Consider the following 22,141-nt stretch of genomic DNA (forward strand, 5'->3'; position numbering starts at 1 on the left):
GTCGTCACACAGATCTCAGCCCGCTGTCATACGCCGACTGTAGGGTTGAAAAGGTGAGGGCCGCACCGGAAAGGGAGGCGCCATGACCGACGACGCAGCGAACCGGAGATGGGAAGGGGCACACCGTGCCCCGGAGCCGCAGGACAGTTCCGACGGCACCGGCGTCACCACGCCGAGCACGGGCGCGCTCACCGCGCAGGTGCGCGCCCTGAACGAGGAGATCGCGCAGCTCCGGCGGCGCCTCGCGGTGGCGCCGATGGACACCCGCCCGCTCGAGCGCCAGCTGGCGGAGTCCGCCCAGCGGATCAACACGCTGACCGAGCGCAACGAGAAGCTGGTCATCACCCTGCGCGAGGCGCGGGCCCAGCTGCTGCAGCTCAAGGAGGAGGTCGACCGGCTCGCGCAGCCGCCGAGCGGCTACGGCATCTTCCTGGCCCCCGGCCCGGAGAGCACGGTCGAGGTCTTCACCGGCGGCCGCCGGATGCGCCTGGCCGTGTCGCCCACGGTCGAGATCGAGCAGCTGCGTCGTGGGCAGCAGATCCGGCTGAACGAGGCGCTGACCGTCGTCGAGGCGGGCAACTTCGAGGTGATCGGTGAGGTCTGTTCGCTGCGTGAGGTGCTGGGTGCCGACCGTGCGCTGGTCGTCGGTCATGCCGACGAGGAGCGGGTGGTGCACCTGGCCTCGCCGTTGATGGACATCGCGCTCAAGCCCGGCGACTCGCTGCTGGTCGACACCAAGGCCGGCTACGCCTACGAGCGGGTGCCGAAGGCCGAGGTCGAGGACCTCGTGCTGGAGGAGGTGCCGGACGTCGCGTACGAGGACATCGGCGGCCTGACCCGGCAGATCGAGCAGATCCGTGATGCCGTCGAGCTGCCGTTCCTGCACGCCGACCTGTTCCGCGAGTTCCAGCTGCGGCCGCCGAAGGGTGTGCTGCTCTACGGTCCGCCTGGTTGCGGCAAGACGCTGATCGCGAAGGCGGTGGCGAACTCGCTGGCGAAGCAGGTCGCCGCGGCCCGTGGTGAGGAGCACGTCACCAGCTACTTCCTCAACATCAAGGGCCCCGAGCTGCTCAACAAGTACGTCGGCGAGACCGAGCGCACCATCCGGCTGATCTTCCAGCGCGCCCGGGAGAAGGCCTCGGACGGCACCCCGGTCATCGTCTTCTTCGACGAGATGGACTCGGTGTTCCGCACCCGCGGCACCGGCGTCTCCTCCGACGTCGAGACGACCATCGTCCCGCAGCTGCTCAGCGAGATCGACGGCGTCGAGGGTCTGGAGAACGTCATCGTGATCGGCGCCTCCAACCGCGAGGACATGATCGACCCGGCCATCCTGCGCCCCGGCCGGCTCGACGTGAAGATCAAGATCGAGCGGCCCGACGCGGAGGCCGCGCGGGACATCTTCACGAAGTACCTGATCAGCGAGCTGCCGATCCACCCGGACGACCTCGCCGAGTTCGGCGGGGACCGGACGGCGACGATCAACGGGATGATCCAGCACACCGTCGAGCGGATGTACACCGAGACCGACGAGAACCGGTTCCTCGAGGTCACCTACGCCAATGGTGACAAGGAGGTCCTGTACTTCAAGGACTTCAACTCCGGCGCGATGATCCAGAACATCGTGGACCGGGCGAAGAAGTCGGCGATCAAGGAGCGGCTGGAGTCGATGCTGGCGCAGGGCGCCCCGGCGCCGGGCGGCCTGCGGGTCAGCCACCTGCTGGACGCGATCGTCGACGAGTTCGCCGAGAACGAGGACCTGCCGAACACCACGAATCCCGATGACTGGGCTCGGATCTCGGGCAAGAAGGGGGAGCGGATCGTCTACATCCGCACCCTCGTTTCGGGCAAGCAGTCCGAGGGTTCGCGGGCCATCGACACCGCGTCCAACACCGGCCAGTACCTCTGACCCGGACGCCCCACGGCCGGTGAGCAGCGTCTGCGGACGCAGCTCACCGGCCGTGGTCGTCGCCCTCGGGGCGGCCGGACGTCCCGAGTGATCCGTCCCGTCGTTTCGCACAATTGCGCGCCCGGCGTCCCGCGGCCCTTCACAATGAGCGAGTGACCGCACCGCCAGGACCCCCGTCGGGTGACGACGCGCCCCGGCGCGCCTTCCCCCAGGTGCCCGGTGTCCGGCTGGACGCAGAGGTCGGCCGCGGCGGGTTCGCCACCGTCTACCGGGGTCACCAGCTCTCGGTCGACCGGGACGTCGCGGTCAAGGTCGACGACCGGCGGCTGGTGGACGAGCGGGACCGGCGCCGGTTCACCCGGGAGATCATCGCCGCAGGCGCGGTGGCTGCGCACCCGCACATCGTCACGCTGTACGACGGCGGCACCACGGCCGACGACCACCCGTACCTCGTCATGGAGCTGTACACCGGCGGGTCGTACGCCGAGCGGATCAAGAAGTCCGGGCCGGTGCCGGCCGACGAGGTGCTGGACATCGGTTTCGCCATCGCCGATGCACTCGTCGCCGCGCACGGCGAAGGGATCCTGCACCGGGACGTCAAACCCGGGAACATTCTCATCTCCCGGTACGGCAACCCGGCGCTGACCGACTTCGGCCTGGCCGCGCTGCCGCCGGCGGGCGAGCAGTACTCGGTGACCATGGACTCGCTGACGCCGTCCTACGCGGCGCCGGAGGCGTTCGGCGGTGTCGAGCCGACGGCGTCGATGGACATCTACGCGCTCGGCGCCACCCTGTACGCGATGCTGCTCGGCCGACCACCCCGCAGCGATCCCAACGGCGCCTCCCCGCCGCTCACCAAGCTGCTCGTCCTCCTCAACGAGCCGCTGCCGCCGGCCGGGGTCGAGGGCGCCGAGGACCTCATGCCGGTGATCTGGCGGGCGACCGCCGTGCTCCCTGGCGACCGTTATCCGACCGCCGCGGCCTTCCGGGACGCGCTCGCCGCGGTCCGGGCCGGGCACCCGGAGCAGGCCGGTGGCCTGCGACCGTTCTCCACCCCTGCACCGGTCCCGCCGGGCCGCACCGACGAACGCGCCGACACCGGTCGCACCGGTGGCTCCGGGGGTTCGGTCACCCAGGACCGCACGGGGCAGGGCCTGCTCGACGACATGGTGCAGGTCTCCGCGCAGCGTTCGGGGCGCCGTCGGCCCTGGCCGGTGATCGCCGCCGCCGCGGTTGTGCTGGCGTTGGTGATCGGCGCCGCCGTGATGCTCGGGCGGGAGGCCGCCGTCGGCGGTGACGCCCGGATCGCCGGGGGCGGGGCCTCCAGCTCCACGGCCGGAAGCCTGTCGGTGACCTCCGCGTCGCCGAGCTCCGTGACCACCAGCGGGTCGGTCACCTCGTCGCAGGGCTCGGTCAGCACCCCGCCGAGCACACCCACCACCGCACCGAGCACCCCCACCACCGCGCCGAGCACGCCGACCACCGCTCCCAGCACACCCACGACCACCACCCCGACCACCGTGGTGATCAACCAGACACCGCCGCCGGTCGGCACCTGCTTCACCAACCTGGTGACCATCGGCTCGCGCAGCACGGCCACCGCGTTGGACTCCTGCGACGAGCCGCACGGCTGGGAGGCCTACGGCACCGGCGTGCTCGCGGCGACGACCCGCTCGCCCGGCCTGGTCGACGTGGCCAAGGACCCGAACGTGGTGAAGACCTGCACACAGGACACGCTGGTCGCGTACCTGCCGCCGAACACCTCCGGCAGCTTCGACGTCCGGATCCTGCCGCCGTCCGAGACCGACTTCGTGCTCGGCGAACGGGGTTTCTGGTGCATCGCCCGGATCAAGGACTCCGGCGAGGTGACCGGCTCGCTGGCCCGGGGCTGAGGCCAGGGCACGGAACCGCGGCGAGCGGCGGGCTGCGGGTCAGGTCGCGCACGCCCGCCGATCTCGCGCCGGGAGTGCGACCGTCGGTCCGCGTCCGAACCGATCGGCCGCCGCCGGGCGTGACCGGGGTCGGGAAGGGGCCTGACCGGTGTCCGATTACTGTCGGGGCCATGACAGTCCGCCGCATCATGGGCACCGAGGTCGAGTACGGCATCTCCGCACCCGGGGACCCCGGCACCAACCCGGTGATCTCCTCGACCCAGGTGGTGCTGGCCTACGCGGCGGCGGTCGAGGCGCCCCGGGCCCGGCGGCCGCGCTGGGACTACGAGGTGGAGTCGCCGCTGCGCGACGCCCGCGGCTACGACCTGTCGGCACTGTTCGGCGCCGCGGACCCGGACATCGACGACATCGGTGCGGCGAACGTGATCCTGTCCGACGGCGCCCGGCTGTACGTGGACCACGCGCACCCGGAGTTCTCCGCGCCGGAGGTCACCAACCCGCTCGACGGCGTGCTCTACGACAAGGCCGGCGAGCGGGTGATGGAGGCCGCTGCGAACCTGGCCGCCGCCGTCCCCGGGGCCAAGCAGCTGCAGCTCTACAAGAACAACACCGACGGCAAGGGCGCCTCCTACGGCACCCACGAGAACTACCTGTGCCGGCGCGAGACCCCTTTCCCCGCACTGATCTCCGGGCTGCTGCCGTTCTTCGCCTCCCGCCAGGTGTTCGCCGGTGCGGGCCGGGTCGGAATCGGACCGGCCGGCCAGACCCCCGGTTTCCAGCTGGCCCAGCGGTCGGACTACATCGAGGTCGAGGTCGGCCTGGAGACGACGCTCAAACGCGGGCTGATCAACACCCGGGACGAGCCGCACGCGGACGCCGACCGGTGGCGCCGGCTGCACGTGATCATCGGTGACGCGAACCTGGCCGAGACCGCCACCTTCCTCAAGCTGGGCACCACCGCACTGGTGCTGTCGATGATCGAGGAGGGCTGGCAGCTGCCCGCGGTCGACCTGGAGAGCCCGGTGCACGCCGTGCACCAGATCTCCCATGACCCCGGCCTCGATGTCACCGTCCGGCTGCAGGACGGCCGCAGCTTCACCGGCGTCGACGTCCAGCGGGCCTACGCCGAGTCCGCCGCCGCCTACGTCGCCGACCGGTACGGCGACGACGTCGACGAGCAGACCGCACAGGTGCTCGCCACCTGGCTGGACGTGCTGGACAAGCTCGACCGGGACCCGATGGAGCTCGCCGACACCCTGGACTGGCCGGCGAAACTCCGCCTGCTGGAAGGGTTCCGCGCCCGGGACGGGCTGGCCTGGGGCGCGCCCCGGTTGGCACTGGTCGACCTGCAGTACTCCGACATCCGGATGGACCGCGGGCTGTACAACCGGCTGGTCTCCCGCGGGTCGATGAAGCGGCTGGTCACCGAGGCGCAGGTGCAGGCGGCGATGACGGACCCGCCGGAGGACACCCGCGCCTACTTCCGCGGGCGGTGCGTGTCCCAGTACGCCGACCGGTTGGCCGCCGCCTCCTGGGACTCGGTGATCTTCGACGTCGGCCGCGAGTCGCTGGTGCGCATCCCCACCCTCGACCCGGCCCGCGGCACCAAGGCGCACGTCGGCGCGCTGCTCGACGCCTCCGCGGACGCCGCCGAGCTGGTCGACGCCCTGACCACCCGGCGCTGACCGCGCGGCCCTGACCACCCTGGGCCGGCCCACCCGGCGCCGGCCACCCGGCGCTCACCAACTGGCGACGACGAACCCCGGCCCGACCGGGCAGGGACGAGCCCGTCCGGATCCTGCCCGACCGTCGCGATCCGGCCGGGACGGCCAACGGTTAAGGTCGAAGGATCACGACGCGAGCGTGGACGCGTCCGGGACGGGAGCACGACATGGCACAGGAACAGACCAGCCGCCAGGGCGGCGGGGACGACGACGAGGCCACCGGCGCGGAGCCGGCCGGTCAGGAGCGTCGGGAGAAGCTGGCCGCCGAGACCGACGACATCCTGGACGAGATCGACGGCGTGCTGGAGAGCAACGCCGAGGACTTCGTCCGCTCGTACGTGCAGAAGGGCGGCCAGTGAGCCGACTGCCCGGTCCGGCCGACTGGCCGGTCGCAGCCGTCCCGGCGCCCTACCTGACCCCCGGCACCGGATCGTTCACCGACTTCCTGGCCGGCGCGGAGCCGCACCTGCTGCCGGGCGCCCGTGCGGGTGCGCCCGGGTCGGCCGAGTTGCCGCACGGCACCACGATCGTCGCGTTGACCTTCGCCGGCGGCGTGGTCATCGCCGGTGACCGGCGCGCGACCATGGGCAACCTGATCGCTCAGCGGGACATGGAGAAGGTGTTCGTCGCCGACTCGCACTCCGCGGTCGGCATCGCCGGCACCGCCGGCCTGGCCATCGAGATGGTCCGGCTGTTCCAGCTGGAGCTCGAGCACTACGAGAAGATCGAGGGCGTCCGGCTCTCGCTCGACGGCAAGGCCAACCGGCTGTCCACGATGATCCGCGGCAACCTCGGCGCGGCGCTGCAGGGGCTGGCCGTGGTGCCGCTGTTCGCCGGCGTCGACGAGCTGCCGGAGAACGGTGCCGCCGAGGCGCTCGGCCGGATCTTCTCCTACGACGTCACCGGCGGCCGGTACGAGGAGCGCGACTACTACGCCGTCGGGTCCGGATCGATGTTCGCCCGGTCCGCGCTGAAGAAGCGCTACCGACGGGACGCCGACCTGGACACCGCCGTGCGTGCCGCGGTGGAGTCGCTCTACGACGCGGCCGACGACGACTCCGCCACCGGCGGACCGGATCTCACCCGGCGGATCTTCCCGGTGGTGGTCGCGGTGACCGCGGCCGGCGCGGTGAAGTGGTCCGAGGAGGCCGTCGCCGAGGTGTCCGAGGCCGTGATCGCCGGCCGCATGCTGAACCCCGGCGGCTGACGCCCGAGACGTTGCCCGCAGCGCACCTGCTTTTCGAGATCTTCTGCAGCAGAACAGGAGTCACCCGGCCGTGACGATGCCGATCTACGCCTCTCCCGAGCAGTTCATGCGGGACCGGTCCGAGTACGCCCGCAAGGGCATCGGCCGGGGCAGCAGTGTCGTGGTCACCACCTACGACGGCGGCGTGCTGTTCGTCGCCGAGAGCCGTTCGCCCACCCTGCACAAGGTGAGCGAGATCTACGACCGGATCGGCTTCGCCGGGGTCGGCCGGTACAACGAGTTCGAGAACCTGCGGACCGCCGGCATCCGGCTGGCCGACGTCCGCGGCTACTCCTACGACCGGCGCGACGTCTCGGGCCGGTGGTTGGCGAACGCCTACGCGCAGACGCTCGGGTCGATCTTCTCCGAGCACCAGAAGCCGTACGAGGTGGAGATCTGCGTCGCCGAGGTGGCCAAGGGCCCCGGCGCCGGGCCGACCGCGGAAAGCCCTGACCTGCGGGACCAGCTGTACCGGATCTCCTACGACGGGTCGATCGTCTACGAGGCCCGCTTCGTGGTGATGGGCGGTCTGGTCGAGCCGGTGACCGCCTCCCTGGAGAAGTCGTTCGAGGCCGGTTGGGACCTGTCCGCGGCGCTGCGTGCCGCAGTGCCGGCCCTCGGTGCCTCCGCCGACGGCACGGTGCGCGAGATCGGCCCGGGACAGCTGGAGGTCGCGGTGTTGGACCGTGCCCTGCCGGTCCGCACCTTCCGCCGGATCACCGGGGCCGCCCTCGCCGCACTGCTGGAGCCGCCCGCCGACGCGGCCGAGCCGCCCGCAGGGGAGCCGGAAGTCGTTGCGGGGACCGGGGAGTCGACGGACCCGGCACCCGGGGAGTCGGGTCCGGACGGCACCGACCAGGGCTGACCGGACGGGCGCACCAGCGGGTCGCGACATCGAAGTCGGGTGACAGGCTCTGATGCAGCGGCCGGGCGACGTGACGGCGGCCGGATCCTCATGACGGAGGTCGGATGACAGCCGGACCGTGGCGACTGCTGGACCACTGGCGCGGCGGCCTGCTCGATCCGCAGCGGGAACCGGCAGCCGGGGCCGGAGCCGTCCGCGGGGTCACCGCCTACCGCCGGTGCGGCCTGGTGCTCGCCGCCGACGACCCGGAGGCCGAGGCACGGGCCCGGGAGCGGCTGGACGCCCTCGCCCGGCGGCACGGTCTCACCATCACCCCCGTGACAGCAGCACGGGACGCCGGGCGCCGGACCTCCGTCGTCGAGTTCGAGGTGCCCGCCGGACCGCCCGGCGGCCCGGACGCCTGGACGGTGCTGCGCGAGTACCGCGAGCGCCTGGCCGGGACCCCTGGCGCCCGGGCCGGTCTCGACCACCTGCTGACCACCGCGGAACAGGTCGGCGGCAACCCGTTCGCCCTGGACCACGGCCGCCCCGGACTGGACCGGTACGGCGCCGCCGGCTACGCCGGGCGCGGTCCGATCAGCGTGGTGCTGGCACCACCGGCCGTCGGGACCGGCCGGCGCCCGCGGGTGGTCGTGCTGGACACGGCCGTCGGTACGCACCCCTGGCTGGGCGATGACACCGTCGAGCACGTCATCACCTTCGCCGACGGGTCGACGGTCGGCCCGGTGGTGGACCCGGACGACCTTCCCGGTGCGGACGACCTCGCACCGACCCCGATGCTCGGCGCGCTCGGCACCCACGCCGGGCACGGCACCTTCATCAGCGGCCTGATCCGACAGGCCTGCCCGGAGGCGATCGTCGTGGCTCCGGCGGTGATGGGGGCCGACGGGGTGGTGCCGGAGTCGACCCTGGTCGACGCGCTGGAAGCGGTGCTGCGCAAACAGACCGAACAGCCCGGCTGGGCCGATGCCGTGGTGCTGTCGCTGGGCTACTACGCGGAGACCGGCGACGACCTCACCTACACCTCGCACCTGCGGGACCTGCTGCTGGAGATCGGGCGGTGCGGGATCGCCACCTTCTGCGCGGCCGGCAACGACGCCTCCACCCGGCCGTCGTTCCCCGCTGCCTTCGCCGCCGACCCGGCGTTCGCCGCGGACGACGTCGTCCCGCTGATGGCGGTGGCGGCGCTCAACCCGGACGGCTCGGTGGCGGCCTTCTCGAACGACGGCCCCTGGGTCAACGCCGAGGCCCGCGGGGTCAACATGGCCTCCACCGTGCCGGTGACCGCCGACGGATCCGGGCGGGCGGCGGTCACCGCCCGCGGCGTCCGCGGCCACACCCGGTCGGCCGCCGACCCGGATGACTTCGTCTCCGGGTTCGCTTCCTGGAGCGGGACCTCTTTCGCCGCACCGGCCCTGGCCGGGCAGTACCTGACCGCTCTGCGGGCCGCCGGCTACCCGGCCGGTGCCGCCGCCCGCCGCGAGCACGTGCCCATCGGTCGCACGCGCTCCGCCGCTGCGGTATCAAGTGACGCGGCAGCACCGTGACCGTGCGCCGACCGGCAGCAGGTATCACCGCATCCGGCGTGAGCTCCTGAACCAGCTCCACACCGCGCCGCACGTGAACGGCACCGCAGCACGACCGACCGGAAGGCACCGATGACCGCACCGCCGCCCGTCCCCGAGCCCGCGTCGACCCCCGGCCCGGACAGCCCGTTCGTGCGGTTCGACGGGCGGATCCTCGACCCGGCGACCGCGGTCCGGCTGCCCGGCGTGCCGATCCCGTCGATCACCGCCTACGTCGGCGACACCGTGCTGGTGTCCGGCGGGTCGGAGGACCGGGTGCAGGAGGCGATGCGGGTCCTCGGCGAGCGCGCGGCCGACCTCGGTCTGCGGATCGCGGCCGACCCGCTCGCCGACGGTGGACCCCGGCTGTACCGGGACGCGGTGACGGCCGGGCTGCCGCTGGTGGTCCCGGTGGTGCTGGTGCCGACCGACGCCACCGGTCCCACCGCACCGGTCGACGTCTGGCCGCTGGTCCAGGCCATCCGGGCCGACGGCACGCTCCCGCCCGGCACAGTCGAGCTGGACCACCTGATGTTCGCCGCCGCGAGCATCAGCGGGAACCCTTTCGGCGTGCGGGGTCTCGCCTCGATCAGCGGTGATCCCTTCGGGGTGCGCGGCCTGGCATCGGTGAACGGGAATCCGTTCGGCGTGCGTGGGCTGGCCGGCGGCGACCCGTCCTACGCCTATGCCGGGTCCGGTGGTCGCGGCCCGGTGTCGGTGCTGATCGACCCGCCCGTCCCGCCGGCGGACGGACCGCGTCCGCGGGTCGTGGTGCTGGACACCGGGGTCGGCCGTCACCCGTGGTTCACCGCCGACCCGGTGAGCGATGCGTTGTCCACCCCGTCCGGCGACCCGATCGGCGTGGACCCGAAGGACCCGGTGGCGATCGCCACCGCCCCGGACGGGGCCGGCGCCGCACCGGACCCGATGACCGGCCGGCTCGCCTCGCACGCCGGCCACGGCACCTTCATCTGCGGGCTGCTGCGGCAGACCTGCCCGGCGGCGGACATCGTGGCGCTGCGGATCATGGACTCCGACGGGGTGGTGCCCGAGCACCGGCTGACCGACGCACTCACCGGGCTGGGCCTGGTGCAGGCGGCCGCCCCGCGGTCGATCGCCGCCGTGGTGCTGGCGCTCGGCTACCACGCCGAGGTCGGCGACGGCCCGTACACCGCCGGCCTGGAATCCCAGCTGCAGGACCTGGCCGGGCGCGGAGTGGTCACCGTCGCCGCCGCGGGGAACGACGCCACCACCCAGCCCAGCTACCCGGCCGCGTTCTCGGTCCACGACTGGCCGGCCGGGCTGCCGCGGGTGGTCGCCGTCGCGGCCCTCAACCCGGACACCTCGGTGGCGCTGTTCTCCAACGACGGGGACTGGGTGACCGGGCAGGCGCCCGGCGCCAACGTCGTGTCCACCGCGCCGACCGACGCCGAGGGCTCGGCCGGGGAGTCGGTCGGCATGGTCGACGAGGACGGGCGGCGCCGCGGCACCATCGATCCGGACGACTACTCCAGCGGCTTCGCGACCTGGAGCGGCACCAGTTTTGCCGCCCCGGTCCTGGCCGGCCGCTACCTCGCCGCACTGGCCGCCCGGACCGCGCAAAAGAATTCGCCGCCGGTGGTATCAGACCTGGCCGCGCTGGTTCCTCTGGGCAGAACAGCAGGACAGCAAGGCCCGCGATGAGCAGCACCGGAAGTACCAGCAGCACCGGGAGCACCGATAGTACAGACGCCGACGGCACAGACAGGACATCGATGACGGTCGACACCAGTCCGATCCGGGATCGCGGGCACCTGCCCGACGGGCCCGGGACCGCCCCCGCACCGACCACCGACCCGGCGACCGCGCACCGGGTGAGCGGCCCGACCCGGGTGACCGGCCCGACCCGGGTCCCGCGCGCCGGCGGCGACGTCGGCGACCTGGTCACCCAGGCGGCGCAGGCGTTCCAGGACTACCGGGACGGCGTGTCCGGCGGGATCGACCGGCTGGTCCGGCTGGTCAGCCCGCTGCTGTGGCACACGGCGCGGCAGTGCGGACTCTCCGCGGCGGAGGCCGAGGACGCGGTGCAGCAGACATTCCTGGCGCTGGTGCGGCGCGGGGCCGGGATCACCGATCCGATGGCCGTCGTGCGCTGGCTGACCGTCACGCTGCGCCGGCAGGCGTGGCGGGACCGGGCCGCGGCGCGGACCCGGACCGATGCCGAACCCACCGACGACGACCTGCCGCGCGAGCCGTCGGCCGAGGCGGCCGCGGTGCTGACCGACGAGCAGCAGCGGCTGTGGGCACACGTGCACGCGCTGCCCGACCGGTGCCGCCGGCTGCTCGCGGTGATCGCGTTCGCCCCGCGTCCCGACTACGCGGCGATCGCGAAGGACATGAACATGCCGGTCGGATCCATCGGCCCCACCCGGGGCCGGTGCCTGGAGAAGTTGCGCCTGCGCCTGAAGGGGGAGGAGTGGTCATGACCGAGAAGAACCCGCCGAGGAACGACGTGGCGAACGCCGCCGGACCGGAGCTCGCCGAGCACGCCCCGCAGGACACGAACGACGACCTGATGAACGACCTCAGCACGGACGAGAACGGACACGGACCGGACCCGATGGATCAGTACGACCTGGACCTGCTCAGCGACATCGTCGGCATCTACGACGCGCTGGACCCGATGCCCGAGATGCTGCCCGACGTCGTGCTCTTCGCCCTGGGCGCCACCGACCTGGACGGCGAGATGGCCCGGCTGGTCGAGTCGGAGTCCGGCCTGGTCGGCACCCGTGGCGCCGCCCAGGTCGAGCACGCCCGCAGGGTGACCTTCTCCAGCGAGCACCTCACCGTCATGGTCGCCGTCGAGCCGCAGCCCGGCGACACCGTGCGACTCGACGGCTGGGCCGCCCCGGGGGGCTCGCTGAAGGTCGAGTTGCGCTCCGGCGCCAGCACTTTCACCACCGACTGCGACGAGTCCGGCCGGTTCGTCTTCGAGTCGGTGCCGCCGGGCCCGGCGCAGATCGTGCTGCACCCCGCCCCCGGCTGCGACGCGGCGATCCGGATGCCGGTGGTCACCCCCGCGATCCAGCTGTGAGGATGGGTGGGTGGCCCCCGCCGCCCGCCCGCTGACCGCCGCCGAACTGCCGCTGCTGCTCGCCCGGATCCAGGACCTGGCCAACGCCGGCCGGACCCGCGACACCGTCGTGCTCTGCCGGCGGACGCTGACCCGGTTGGTCCCGGGCGATCCCGATCACGAGTCCTTCGCCGTCCGGGTGCGGGTCAACCTGGCCACCGCCCTCGCCGAGTCCGGCGACACCACCGGAGCCGCCGAGCTCTTCGAGCAGGCGCTGGCCGGGGACCCGGCGCACCGGGCCCTGGTCCGCACCGCCCGCGGACTGGTGCTGGCCCGCACCGGCCGCCTGGAGGAGGCCGTCGCCGAACTCGACGCCGCCGCCGCGGTGGCGGAGGACCGGATCCTGGTCGGCGCACTCATCAACCGCGGACTGGCGCTGATGGCACTGGGCCGGTTGGCCGAGGCCCGGCGGGACACGGCGCGCGCCGTCACCGAGGCGGAACGGGTCGGTGACCTCGGCACGGCCTTCATGGGCCGGCACAACCTCGGCTACCTCCGCTACCTGGGCGGTGACCTGCCCGGCGCGCTGGCCGAGATGGCCGCCGCCGCCGAGCTGGCCCCGGAGGACGCGGTCGGCATCCCCGCCCTGGACCGGGCGCAGGTGCTGCGCGCCGCCGGGCTGACCACCGAGGCCCGCGAGTTCCTCGACCTCGCGCTGGCCGACTTCCGGGCGAACTCCTCCACCGCCGACCTGGTGCAGGGCCTGCTGCTGGCGTCGGAGATCGACGCCGCCGCCGGCCGCTGGGAAGACGGCCGCCGGTCGGCGCGGGAGGCGCGCCGGCTGGCCACCCGGCGCGGCGACCGGATCACCGCCCGACTGGCCCGGCTGGCCGAACTGCGGGCGCCGTTCCTCGGGCTCGACCCGCCGCCGCGCACGGTCCGGCAGGCCCGGCAGGAGGCGGCGGAGGCGGAGGTGCTGGCCGGCGAGCTGGCCGCCGCCGGGCTCACCGACGACGCCATGTCGGCGACCTTCGTGCAGGTGGAGGGCGTGCTGGACGGGGGTGACGCGCGGCGGGCGACCGAGATCCTGGCCGGCACGGTGCCACGCGACCGGGTGTACACCGCGCACGTGCTGGAACAGGCCTACCTGCACGCCCGGCTCGACATCGCCGCCGGCCGCACGGGTCCGGGCCTGTCCGAGCTGCGCCGCGGACTGGACCGGCTGGCCGACTTCCAGGCCCGGTTCGGCTCCCAGGACATGCAGGCCGGGGCAGCGGTCCTCGGCCAGCGGCTGGCCCGGCTCGGGCTGCGCACCGCCGTCGGATCCGGGTCACCGGCCGGCATCCTGCACTGGCTCGAGCGCTCCCGCGCGGTCACCACCCGGCTCCCGGCGATCGGGCCGCCCGACGACAGCGAGCTGGCCGGGCTGCTCGCCGAGCTGCGGCTGTCCGCCGGCCAGGAACGGCAGGCCGCGATCGCCGGGACCCCGGACCCGGCGCTGCGCCGCAAGGTCGCCGAGCTGCGCCGGTCGATCCGGCACCGGTCCTGGACCACGGCCGGCGCCGGACAGGTGCAGCGACCGATCCCGCTGGCCGCCGTCCAGCGCGCGCTGGCCGCGGACCCGGACCGTCCGGCCGTGCTGGCCTACATCACCGGCCGGGGTGGGATCCGGGCGCTGGTGATCACCGCCGACACCGCCTCGTTCGTACCGCTCGGCGCCTGGGTGGACTCCGCGGAGCGGCACCGGCGTCGTGCCGCCGACCTCGACATGCTCGCCGCACCAAGGATTCCCGCGCCGCTCCGCGCGGTTGCCCGGACCTCGCTGCAGGCGGAGCTGGCCGATCTGGACCGGACCCTGCTCGCGCCGCTGCGGGACCTGCCCGCCGGCGGGCCGGTGCTGGTGGTGGCGGTGGGTGAGGCGGCGACCGTGCCGTGGACCCTGTTGCCGTCGATGCGGGGGCGCCCGGTCGCGGTCCACTCGTCGGTGACCGCGGCCCTGAACGGTGCGGCCGTCGTGGGAACAACCGGCCCGGCGTTCCGGCGGGGCGTGCTGGCGGTCGGTGGACCGGATGTGCCGTCCGGCGAGAAGGAGGTGCAGGAGGTGGCGGCCCGGTACCCCGGGGCCGGCCTGCTGACCGGCGCGGCGGCGACCGGCGCCGCCGTGCTGGCGGGGATGCCCGACGGTGGTGTGCTGCACGTCGCGGCGCACGGGCACCACGAGGTGGAGAGCCCGCTGTTCTCCCACGTGCTGCTTGCCGACGGACCGCTCTTCGGCTACGACATCGCCCCGGTGCGGCGGCTGCCGGCGGAGGTGGTGCTCTCCAGCTGCGATGTCGGCCGCTCGGCGCTGCGGCCCGGCGGCGAGCCGCTGGGGTTGGCGGTGGCGCTGCTCCGTTCCGGCGTGCGCACCGTCGTCGCCGGGGTCAGCCGCGTCGCGGACGACGTGGCCGCCGAGACCATGGTGCGGTTCCACGAGGCGCTGATCGGCGGCGCCGGCCCGGCGGCCGCGCTGGCCCGAGCGGTGGACACCATGGGTGAGGAGATCGCTCCGTTCAGTTGTTTCGGCCTGGGTGGACCGGTCCGCTGGTAGGCCGACCGTGGGCATCCGCCCCGGAACGGGCTGGTCAGGCTGTGCGCGTTCTGTGATGCTGGGGGCGTGGCGTCGGACATTCCGCGACCCGCGGGGGCGGGCGGTGAGCAGCGCGGTCAGCAGGTCCGGCGCCCACGGGCCACATCGGCCGCGTCGGCCGAGGAACTCTGGACCGCCTCCAGGCAGGCCAGCGACCGCGGCCACTGGGACGTCAGCCGCCGGTTCGCCCGCCGCGCCCTGGCCGCCTGGGAGGCGGTGCCGGGCGGCGATCCCACCCTGCGCGTCCGGATCCTGATCGCGTTGGCCTACAACGAGTCCGAGCTCGGCCGGACCCGGGTGGCCAGGGCACTGCTGGACCAGGCCGCCTCGGCCGGGACGCAGATCCTGCCCGCCGTCCGGGTCGCCCGCGGCCTGCTGCACGTCCGGACCGGACGGCCCGACCTGGCGATCGAGGACTTCGACCGGGCGATCGCCGAGCAGCGCGGGGCCGAGTCGGCACGTGAGCAGGAGGACCTGGCCGGGGCGCTGATCAACCGCGGGCTGATGCACATGTCGGCGGGCCGGTTGTCCGACGCGGCCGCCGACACCGCCGAGGCCGGCGCGATCGGGCGCCGCCTGCGCGACCCCGACCTGATCTTCATGGCCGACCACAACCTCGGCTACGTACGGTATCTCGGTGGCGACCTGCCCGGCGCGCTGTCCGCGATGGAGTCGGCCGCGGCCGCCTCCGCGGAAGGGGCCGCGGACGGTGTCTCCCACCTGGACCGGGCGCGGGCGCTCACCGCCGCGGGGATGGTCGTCGAGGCCGGGGAGTTCGTCGACCACGCCCTCGCGGCGTTCCGCCGCAACCGCGCCACCGCCGACCTCGTCGAGGCCTACGCGGTGCGGGCCGAGCTGGACCTGATGGCCGGGGAGCCGGCCGCCGCGCTGGACCACGCCCGGAAGGCGGCGACGATCGCCGCCCGGCGTGGCAACGACAACGCCGCACTGGCCTCCCGGGTGCTGCAGCAGCGTGCCCGGCGGGCGCTGCGCGCGCTCGCCGCCGAGGACGGGACGGTCGCGCTGCCCGGCCGGGCACCAGGACCGGCAGGAGCTGCAGGAAGGGCCGGGTGTGCCGGACCAACCGGGGATGCCGAGGCGGCAAGTGTTACCGGGACGGCCGGCATCGACCCGGCAGCCTCCCGCGATGCCCGGTCCGCCGGTGCACTCGCCGACGAGCTCGCCGCGGCCGGCATGCCCGACGACCGTGGCGCCGCGCTGCTGCTGCAGGCGGAGGCGCTGCTGGACGCAGGCCGCGTGCACGAGGCCGCCGGGGTCGCGGCGCAGGTCCGGCAAAGCAGCGCGATGCCGCAGCTGGCGGCCCGGTTGCACCACCGGTACGTGGACGCCCGGATCGCGCTCGCGCACGACGACCGGCGGGCCGGGTTCGGCCACATCCGGCGCGGCCTCGACGAACTCGCCCGGTTCCAGGCCCGCTTCGGCTCCCAGGACCTGCAGTCGGCGTCGGCGGTGCACGGCGCGGACCTGGCAGCACTCGGCCTGCGCACCGCGGTGCGCAGCGGGTCGCCGGCGACCATCTTCCAGTGGCTGGAGCGGGCCCGCGGCGTGAGCACCCGGCTGCCGCAGGTGCGGCCGCCGGCCGACCCGGTGCTGGCGGAGGAACTCGGCGCGCTGCGGGTCAGCTACGAACAGGCCCGGCAGGCGGTTCTCTCCGGACGCCGCAGCCCGGCGCTGGAGACCAGGGTCCGTGAACTGCGCCGGGCCGTCCGGGCCCGGGCCTGGGAGGCCCGCGGCAACGGCGCGGTCACCCGGCCGCCGAGCCTGACGGACGTGCAGCGCCGGTTGGCCGCCGACCCCGACGCCCCGACGGTGGTCGCCTACATCCGCGGCGGTGGCGTGGTGCACGCCCTGGTGATCGGGCCGGAGGGTGCGTCGTTCGCAGTGCTCGGCGCCTTCGCCGACCTGCAGGAGCGGGTCCGCCGGCTGGACGCGGACCTGGACCTGCTGGCCTCCGGGCGGGTGCCGGCCGCCGTGCGCGCGGTGGCCGGGCGGTCCCTCGAGCAGGGGCTGTCCGCGCTGTCCGCGACGCTGGTCGCGCCGATCGCCGGGTGGCTGCGGCCCGGCCCGCTGCTGATCTCCGGCCTGGGCGTGCTGGCGACCGTGCCGTGGTCGATGCTGCCGGGGCTGCATGGCCGGCCGATCACGGTGAACTCCTCGGTGACCGCGTCGATGACCGAACTGGGCCGGCCCGCGCAGGTGGCCGGGGTGCTGTCGGTGGCCGGGCCGGGCGTTCCGCTCGGCGGCCTGGAGGTGGAGCAGGTGGCGGCCGTGCATCCCGGGTCGGCCGTGCTGGTGGACGGCGACGCGACCGGGTCGGCGGTGCTGCGCGAGGTGCCGGACGGCGGGCTGCTGCACATCGCCGCGCACGGCCGGCACGAGGCGGAGAGCCCGCTGTTCTCCTCGGTGCTGCTGGCCGACGGGCCGCTGTACGGCTACGACATCGCGCCGAACCCGGACCTGCCCCGCCAGGTGGTGCTCTCCAGCTGCGAGGTGGGCCGCAACGACGTGCGGATCGGCGAACCGCTGGGCCTGGCCGCGGCGCTGCTGCGCAGCGGCGTGTCCACCGTGATCGCCGGGGTCAGCCGGATCGGCGACGAGGTGGCGGCCGAGGTGATGACCGAGTACCACCGGCGGCTGGCCGCCGGTGACCGGCCGGCCTTCGCGTTGGCCGGTGCGGTCGGCACCGTCGACCGGCCCGCACCGTTCAGCTGTTTCGGCGCCGGGGTCTGAACGGCCGGGTCGGGTGGCGGCCCGGGTTCCCCGGGGGGACGGTCCCGGACCGACAGCCACCCTGAGGGTCGGTCGTCCCGGACCCACACCTGCGGAGAACCCGGCCTCCCCGGGAGGTCCGGGCCGGGCGCCGGAATGGAACGGACGCGCACCGGGTATGACGGTGATCGTGGGTTAACCTTCCACCGCCCACTGCTGCTCACCGACGCGCACCGCCTGTCGCGAGCGCCGCCCGGGCGCCCGCCGAATCCCGACCCGGAGCCACGTTCTGATCACCGAGTTGATCCTGCTGGTCGTCGGCCTGGTGCTGATCGCCGGCACCTACGTCTTCGTCGCGGCCGAGTTCAGTCTGGTCACCGTCGACCGCGCCACCGTGACCCGGGACGCGGCGGCGGGCGACCGCCGGTCGCAGTCGCTGCTGGCCGGCCTGCGCACGCTGTCCACCCAGCTGTCCGCCGCCCAGGTGGGCATCACCGTCACCACGCTGGCGCTCGGCTTCGTGATGGAACCCTCGCTGGCGTCGCTGATCTCGCCGCTGCTGACCGGCCTCGGGATCTCGGAGACCGCGGCCGACTCGATCTCCGTGCTGATCGCACTGATCGTCGCCACCGTGTTGTCCATGGTGTTCGGCGAACTGGTGCCGAAGAACATCGCGATCTCCGCGCCGCTGGCCACCGCCAAGGCCGTGGTGCGCCCCAACCGGGCCGCCGCGGTGCTGTTCAAGCCGTTGATCTGGGCGCTGAACGGGACCGCCAACGGGGTGCTGCGGCTGTTCGGCATCGAGCCGCAGGAGGAACTGCGGTCGGCCCGGTCGCCGGAGGAGCTCGAGTCGCTGGTCCGGCGGTCCGCCGCCCAGGGCACCCTCGACCAGCCCAGCGCGAACCTGCTGGCCCGGTCCATCTCCTTCGCCAACCGCACCGCCGACGACGTGCTGACCCCGCGGCCGCAGGTGCGCTTCGTGCGCGCCGCGGACAGTGCCGAGGCCGTGATCACCGCATCGGTGGAGACCGGCCACTCCCGGTTCCCGGTCAGCGGCGAGGACTCCGACGACGTGGTCGGCCTGGTGCACCTCAAGCGGGCCGTCGCCATCCCGCCGGACGAGCGGGCCGGCGTACGGATCGAGCAGCTGATGACCGAGGTGCTGGTGGTCCCGGAGACCCAGCGGCTGGAGGACCTGCTCGAGGAGCTGCGCAGCCAGGGCCTGCAGATGGCCGTCGTCGCCGACGAGTACGGCGGCACCGCCGGCATCCTCACCCTCGAGGACGTGGTGGAGGAGCTGGTCGGCGAGATCGTCGACGAGCACGACCCGCGCACCCGGATCGGTGACCTGCTGCCCGACGGCACGTGGGCGCTGCCCGGAACCCTGCGGCCGGACGAGGTCGCCGAGGTCACCGGGGTGCGGCTGCCGGAGGACGGCAACTACGAGACCGTCGCCGGCCTGCTGATCGACGAGCTCGGCCGGATCCCGTCGCCCGGCGACTCCGTCGCGGTGATGGCCACCGTCGAGTCGGTGGCCCAGCTCGGTGTCGCCCCCGGGCACCCGGAGGACGGGCCGGTACCCGCCGATCCGGACGAGGACCTGCCGCGGGCCGCCATGGTGCGGCTCACCGTGCTGCAGATGGACCGGCGGCGGGTGGACACCGTGCTGCTGTCCGCGGTCGGGGTGCTGGACGAGGCGGACTGGCCGGAGGAGTCCCGATGACCGGCGCCTGGCTGCTGACCGGCCTGGTGGTGGTGCTGCTCGGGCTGTCGGCGTTCTTCGTCGCCGCCGAGTTCTCGCTGATCTCGGCGCGCCGCACGGTGATCGAGCCGATGGCGGTGAGCAGCCGCCGCGCCCGCACCACCCTCCATGCCATGGAGGACGTGTCGGTGATGATGGCGACCGCGCAGCTGGGGATCACGCTGTGCGGTGTGCTGCTCGGCGCGCTCGGCGAGCCGGCGGTGGCCAGCCTGCTGGAGCCGGTCTTCCACAGCTGGGGGATCCCGGAGGCCTGGCTGCACCCGGTCGCGCTGACCGTCGCGCTGCTGCTGGTGGTCTCCGCGCACGTCTCGCTCGGCGAGATGGTGCCGAAGAACATCGCGCTGGCCGGACCCGAGCGGGTCGCGGTGATGCTGGCCCCGCCGCTCCGGGCCATCGCCACCATGCTCGGGCCGATCGTCCGTGGGCTGAACCACCTGGCCAACCTGGTGGTCCGGCTGACCGGGCACGAGCCGAAGGACGAGGTCACCTCGGCCTACACCAGCGACGAGGTGGCCGGTCTGGTCGCCGAGTCCCGGGCGGAGGGGCTGCTCGGCGGCCAGGAGCACCAGCTGATCACCTCGGCCCTGGAGTTCGGCACCGCGAAGGTCGTGCAGGTGCTGCTGGCCGATGCCGACGTGGTTTCGCTGCCGGCCGGCGTGAGCGCCGCCGAGGTGGAGCGCACCTGCGCCCGCACCGGGTTCTCCCGGTTCCCGGTGCGCGACGCCGACGGCCGGTACGTCGGCTACCTGCACATCCGCGACGTCGTCGGCATCCCCGCCGACCGACGGGACGACCCGGTGCCGGCCGACCGGATCCGGCAGCTGCCGGTGGTCACCGCAGAGAGCGAACTCCGGGTGGCGCTGGAGCGGATGCGGCGCCGCGGCGCCCATCTCGCCCAGGTGCGGCCGGGCGGCGGGGCGGTCGATCCCGGTGCGGCGGCGCCGGCACCCGGCGAGCGGGCCGGTCTGGTCATGCTCGAGGACGTCATCGAGGAGCTCATCGGCGAGGTCCGCGACGCCACCCGGCGCCGGGGCTAGGGCGTGTCTCCCAACCCCGAATCTGCTGCACAACGCCCTGAAAACAGTCGGATGCGTTGACAGATGTTTGCCAGGTCGGAAAGCCGACCAGGATTCCCAGCTCCTCGACCGCCTTGCCGACGGCCCGACAGGACGTCGCTCGCGACGATCCGGGATTGAGAGACACGCCCTCACGGGCATCGGCCTGTTCGGGGCGGCGGTCCCGCGGGCGGTCGTTCCGCTGGTGTCGTCCGATCGCCGGGTGCCGTCCGATCGCCGGGTGTCGTCCGACCGCCGGGTGCCGGACGCCGGCCCGGACGTCGGGCGCGTGCCGGGGCCTTCACCCGGAGCGCGGGGGTCGGGGCCTACAGTCGGCGGTATGCAGCGGCGGATCCTGGGTCTGGAGACCGAGTTCGGCATCACGTGCACCTTCCACGGGCAGCGCAGGCTGTCCCCGGACGAGGTGGCGCGCTACCTGTTCCGGCGCGTGGTGTCCTGGGGAAGGTCGTCGAACGTCTTCCTGCGCAACGGATCCCGGCTCTACCTCGACGTCGGATCGCACCCGGAGTATGCCACCGCGGAGTGCGACGACCTGCTGACGCTGATCGCGCACGACAAGGCGGGGGAGCGGATCCTGCAGGATCTGGTCGTCGACGCCGAGGCGCGGCTGGCCGAGGAGGGCATCGGCGGCGACATCTACCTGTTCAAGAACAACACCGACTCGGCCGGCAACTCGTACGGCTGCCACGAGAACTTCCTGATCGCCCGGGCGGGGGAGTTCTCCCGGATCGCCGACGGGCTGATCCCGTTCCTGGTGACCCGGCAGCTGATCGCCGGCGCCGGCAAGGTGCTGCAGTCCCCGCGCGGCGCGTCCTACTGCCTGTCGCAGCGGGCGGATCACATCTGGGAGGGCGTCTCCAGCGCCACCACCCGGTCCCGGCCGATCATCAACACCCGGGACGAGCCGCACGCGGACGCCGAGCGGTACCGCCGGCTGCACGTGATCGTCGGCGACTCGAACATGAGCCAGACCACGACGCTGCTCAAGGTCGGCAGCGCCGCGCTGGTGCTGGAGATGATCGAGGCCGGGGTGCAGCTGCGCGACCTGACCTTCGACAACCCGATCCGGGCGATCCGGGAGATCAGCCACGACATCACCGGCCGGCGCCCGGTCCGGCTGGCCGGCGGCGGCGAGATCTCCGCGCTGGACGCGCAGATGGAGTACTACTCCAAGGCCGCCGACTACGTCGCCCGGCGCGGTACCGACCCGGTGTCCGAGCAGGTGCTCGATCTGTGGGCGCGCACGCTCAAGGGGGTCGAGTCCGACGACCTGTCGGCGGTGGACACCGAGATCGACTGGGTCATCAAGAAGAAACTGATCGACTCGTACAGCGCCAAGCACGGGCTGGAGCTGGCCGACCCGCGGATCGCGCAGATCGACCTGACCTACCACGACGTCCGGCCCGGCCGCGGGCTGCACTCGCTGCTGGTCAACCGTGGCCGCGCGGCCACGGTGGTGTCCGACGAGCAGATCCAGGAGGCCACCACCCTCCCGCCGCAGACCACCCGGGCGAAGCTGCGCGGCGAGTTCGTGGCGAAGGCGCAGGACGCCGGCCGCGACTACACCGTCGACTGGGTGCACCTCAAGCTCAACGACCAGGCCCAGCGCACCGTGCTGCTCAAGGACCCGTTCAAGGCCGAGGACGAGCGCGTCGCCAAACTCCTCGACACCCTCTGACCGACTGCACCCC

General features: G+C 73.6%; 15 protein-coding genes. All 15 read left to right on the forward strand.

The window, feature by feature from the left end; translation table 11 throughout:
- Positions 1-82 precede the first annotated feature (82 nt).
- The 15 genes from arc (at position 83) to pafA (ending at position 22,128) form a co-directional block, all read left to right on the forward strand.
- Entirely contained in the window at positions 83-1,909 is a 1,827-nt protein-coding gene (gene arc, locus GIS00_RS22905; protein WP_230314011.1) for a proteasome ATPase, read from the forward strand.
- A 152-nt stretch (positions 1,910-2,061) separates the two neighbouring features.
- Positions 2,062-3,801: a serine/threonine-protein kinase gene (locus GIS00_RS22910; RefSeq protein WP_196073412.1), complete on the forward strand. Its 1,740-nt coding sequence runs from the start codon at positions 2,062-2,064 to the stop codon at positions 3,799-3,801.
- Between the two features lie 170 nt (positions 3,802-3,971).
- Positions 3,972-5,486 carry a depupylase/deamidase Dop gene (dop, locus tag GIS00_RS22915; RefSeq protein ID WP_154770762.1) on the forward strand — a complete coding sequence of 505 codons (1,515 nt, stop codon included), beginning with the start codon at positions 3,972-3,974 and terminating at the stop codon, positions 5,484-5,486.
- Positions 5,487-5,692: 206 nt separating this feature from the next.
- A complete protein-coding gene (locus GIS00_RS22920; RefSeq protein ID WP_154770763.1) occupies positions 5,693-5,884 on the forward strand; it encodes a ubiquitin-like protein Pup in 192 nt (63 codons plus the stop codon).
- Positions 5,885-5,889: 5 nt separating this feature from the next.
- Entirely contained in the window at positions 5,890-6,732 is an 843-nt protein-coding gene (gene prcB, locus GIS00_RS22925) for a proteasome subunit beta (RefSeq protein WP_154770879.1), read from the forward strand.
- Between the two features lie 70 nt (positions 6,733-6,802).
- On the forward strand, positions 6,803-7,636 hold the full coding sequence (prcA, locus tag GIS00_RS22930; RefSeq protein ID WP_407666910.1) for a proteasome subunit alpha: 834 nt from the start codon (positions 6,803-6,805) through the stop codon (positions 7,634-7,636).
- 104 nt (positions 7,637-7,740) lie between these two features.
- Positions 7,741-9,183, forward strand: a complete 1,443-nt coding sequence (locus GIS00_RS22935; RefSeq protein WP_154770764.1) for a S8 family serine peptidase — start codon at positions 7,741-7,743, stop codon at positions 9,181-9,183.
- A gap of 111 nt (positions 9,184-9,294) precedes the next feature.
- Positions 9,295-10,884, forward strand: a complete 1,590-nt coding sequence (locus tag GIS00_RS22940; protein ID WP_154770765.1) for a S8 family serine peptidase — start codon at positions 9,295-9,297, stop codon at positions 10,882-10,884.
- 71 nt (positions 10,885-10,955) lie between these two features.
- The gene (locus GIS00_RS22945) at positions 10,956-11,666 is read left to right on the forward strand and encodes an RNA polymerase sigma factor (RefSeq protein ID WP_154770766.1); all 711 of its coding nucleotides are present in this window, start codon (positions 10,956-10,958) and stop codon (positions 11,664-11,666) included.
- A complete protein-coding gene (locus GIS00_RS22950) occupies positions 11,663-12,274 on the forward strand; it encodes a hypothetical protein (protein ID WP_154770767.1) in 612 nt (203 codons plus the stop codon). Before GIS00_RS22945 ends, GIS00_RS22950 begins: the two co-directional genes overlap by 4 nt.
- Before the next feature lie 10 nt (positions 12,275-12,284).
- Positions 12,285-14,843, forward strand: a complete 2,559-nt coding sequence (locus tag GIS00_RS22955) for a CHAT domain-containing protein (RefSeq protein WP_154770768.1) — start codon at positions 12,285-12,287, stop codon at positions 14,841-14,843.
- Between the two features lie 66 nt (positions 14,844-14,909).
- The gene (locus GIS00_RS29145; RefSeq protein ID WP_154770769.1) at positions 14,910-17,633 is read left to right on the forward strand and encodes a CHAT domain-containing protein; all 2,724 of its coding nucleotides are present in this window, start codon (positions 14,910-14,912) and stop codon (positions 17,631-17,633) included.
- Positions 17,634-17,913: 280 nt separating this feature from the next.
- On the forward strand, positions 17,914-19,335 hold the full coding sequence (locus tag GIS00_RS22965) for a hemolysin family protein (RefSeq protein WP_230314012.1): 1,422 nt from the start codon (positions 17,914-17,916) through the stop codon (positions 19,333-19,335).
- Positions 19,332-20,411, forward strand: a complete 1,080-nt coding sequence (locus GIS00_RS22970) for a hemolysin family protein (RefSeq protein ID WP_154770771.1) — start codon at positions 19,332-19,334, stop codon at positions 20,409-20,411. Before GIS00_RS22965 ends, GIS00_RS22970 begins: the two co-directional genes overlap by 4 nt.
- Positions 20,412-20,769: 358 nt before the next feature.
- The gene (gene pafA, locus GIS00_RS22975) at positions 20,770-22,128 is read left to right on the forward strand and encodes a Pup--protein ligase (RefSeq protein ID WP_154770772.1); all 1,359 of its coding nucleotides are present in this window, start codon (positions 20,770-20,772) and stop codon (positions 22,126-22,128) included.
- The last annotated feature ends 13 nt before the right edge of the window (positions 22,129-22,141 follow it).

Source organism: Nakamurella alba (assembly GCF_009707545.1).
GTDB lineage: Bacteria > Actinomycetota > Actinomycetes > Mycobacteriales > Nakamurellaceae > Nakamurella > Nakamurella alba.

Excerpts from the sequence above, each read along its gene's own strand:
- arc (WP_230314011.1), top strand. The coding sequence starts at position 83 with ATGACCGACGACGCAGCGAACCGGAGATGGGAAGGGGCACACCGTGCC.
- dop (WP_154770762.1), top strand. The coding sequence starts at position 3,972 with ATGACAGTCCGCCGCATCATGGGCACCGAGGTCGAGTACGGCATCTCC.
- GIS00_RS22920 (WP_154770763.1), top strand. The coding sequence starts at position 5,693 with ATGGCACAGGAACAGACCAGCCGCCAGGGCGGCGGGGACGACGACGAG.
- GIS00_RS22935 (WP_154770764.1), top strand. The coding sequence starts at position 7,741 with ATGACAGCCGGACCGTGGCGACTGCTGGACCACTGGCGCGGCGGCCTG.
- GIS00_RS22940 (WP_154770765.1), top strand. The coding sequence starts at position 9,295 with ATGACCGCACCGCCGCCCGTCCCCGAGCCCGCGTCGACCCCCGGCCCG.
- GIS00_RS22945 (WP_154770766.1), top strand. The coding sequence starts at position 10,956 with ATGACGGTCGACACCAGTCCGATCCGGGATCGCGGGCACCTGCCCGAC.
- GIS00_RS22950 (WP_154770767.1), top strand. The coding sequence starts at position 11,663 with ATGACCGAGAAGAACCCGCCGAGGAACGACGTGGCGAACGCCGCCGGA.
- GIS00_RS22970 (WP_154770771.1), top strand. The coding sequence starts at position 19,332 with ATGACCGGCGCCTGGCTGCTGACCGGCCTGGTGGTGGTGCTGCTCGGG.
- pafA (WP_154770772.1), top strand. The coding sequence starts at position 20,770 with ATGCAGCGGCGGATCCTGGGTCTGGAGACCGAGTTCGGCATCACGTGC.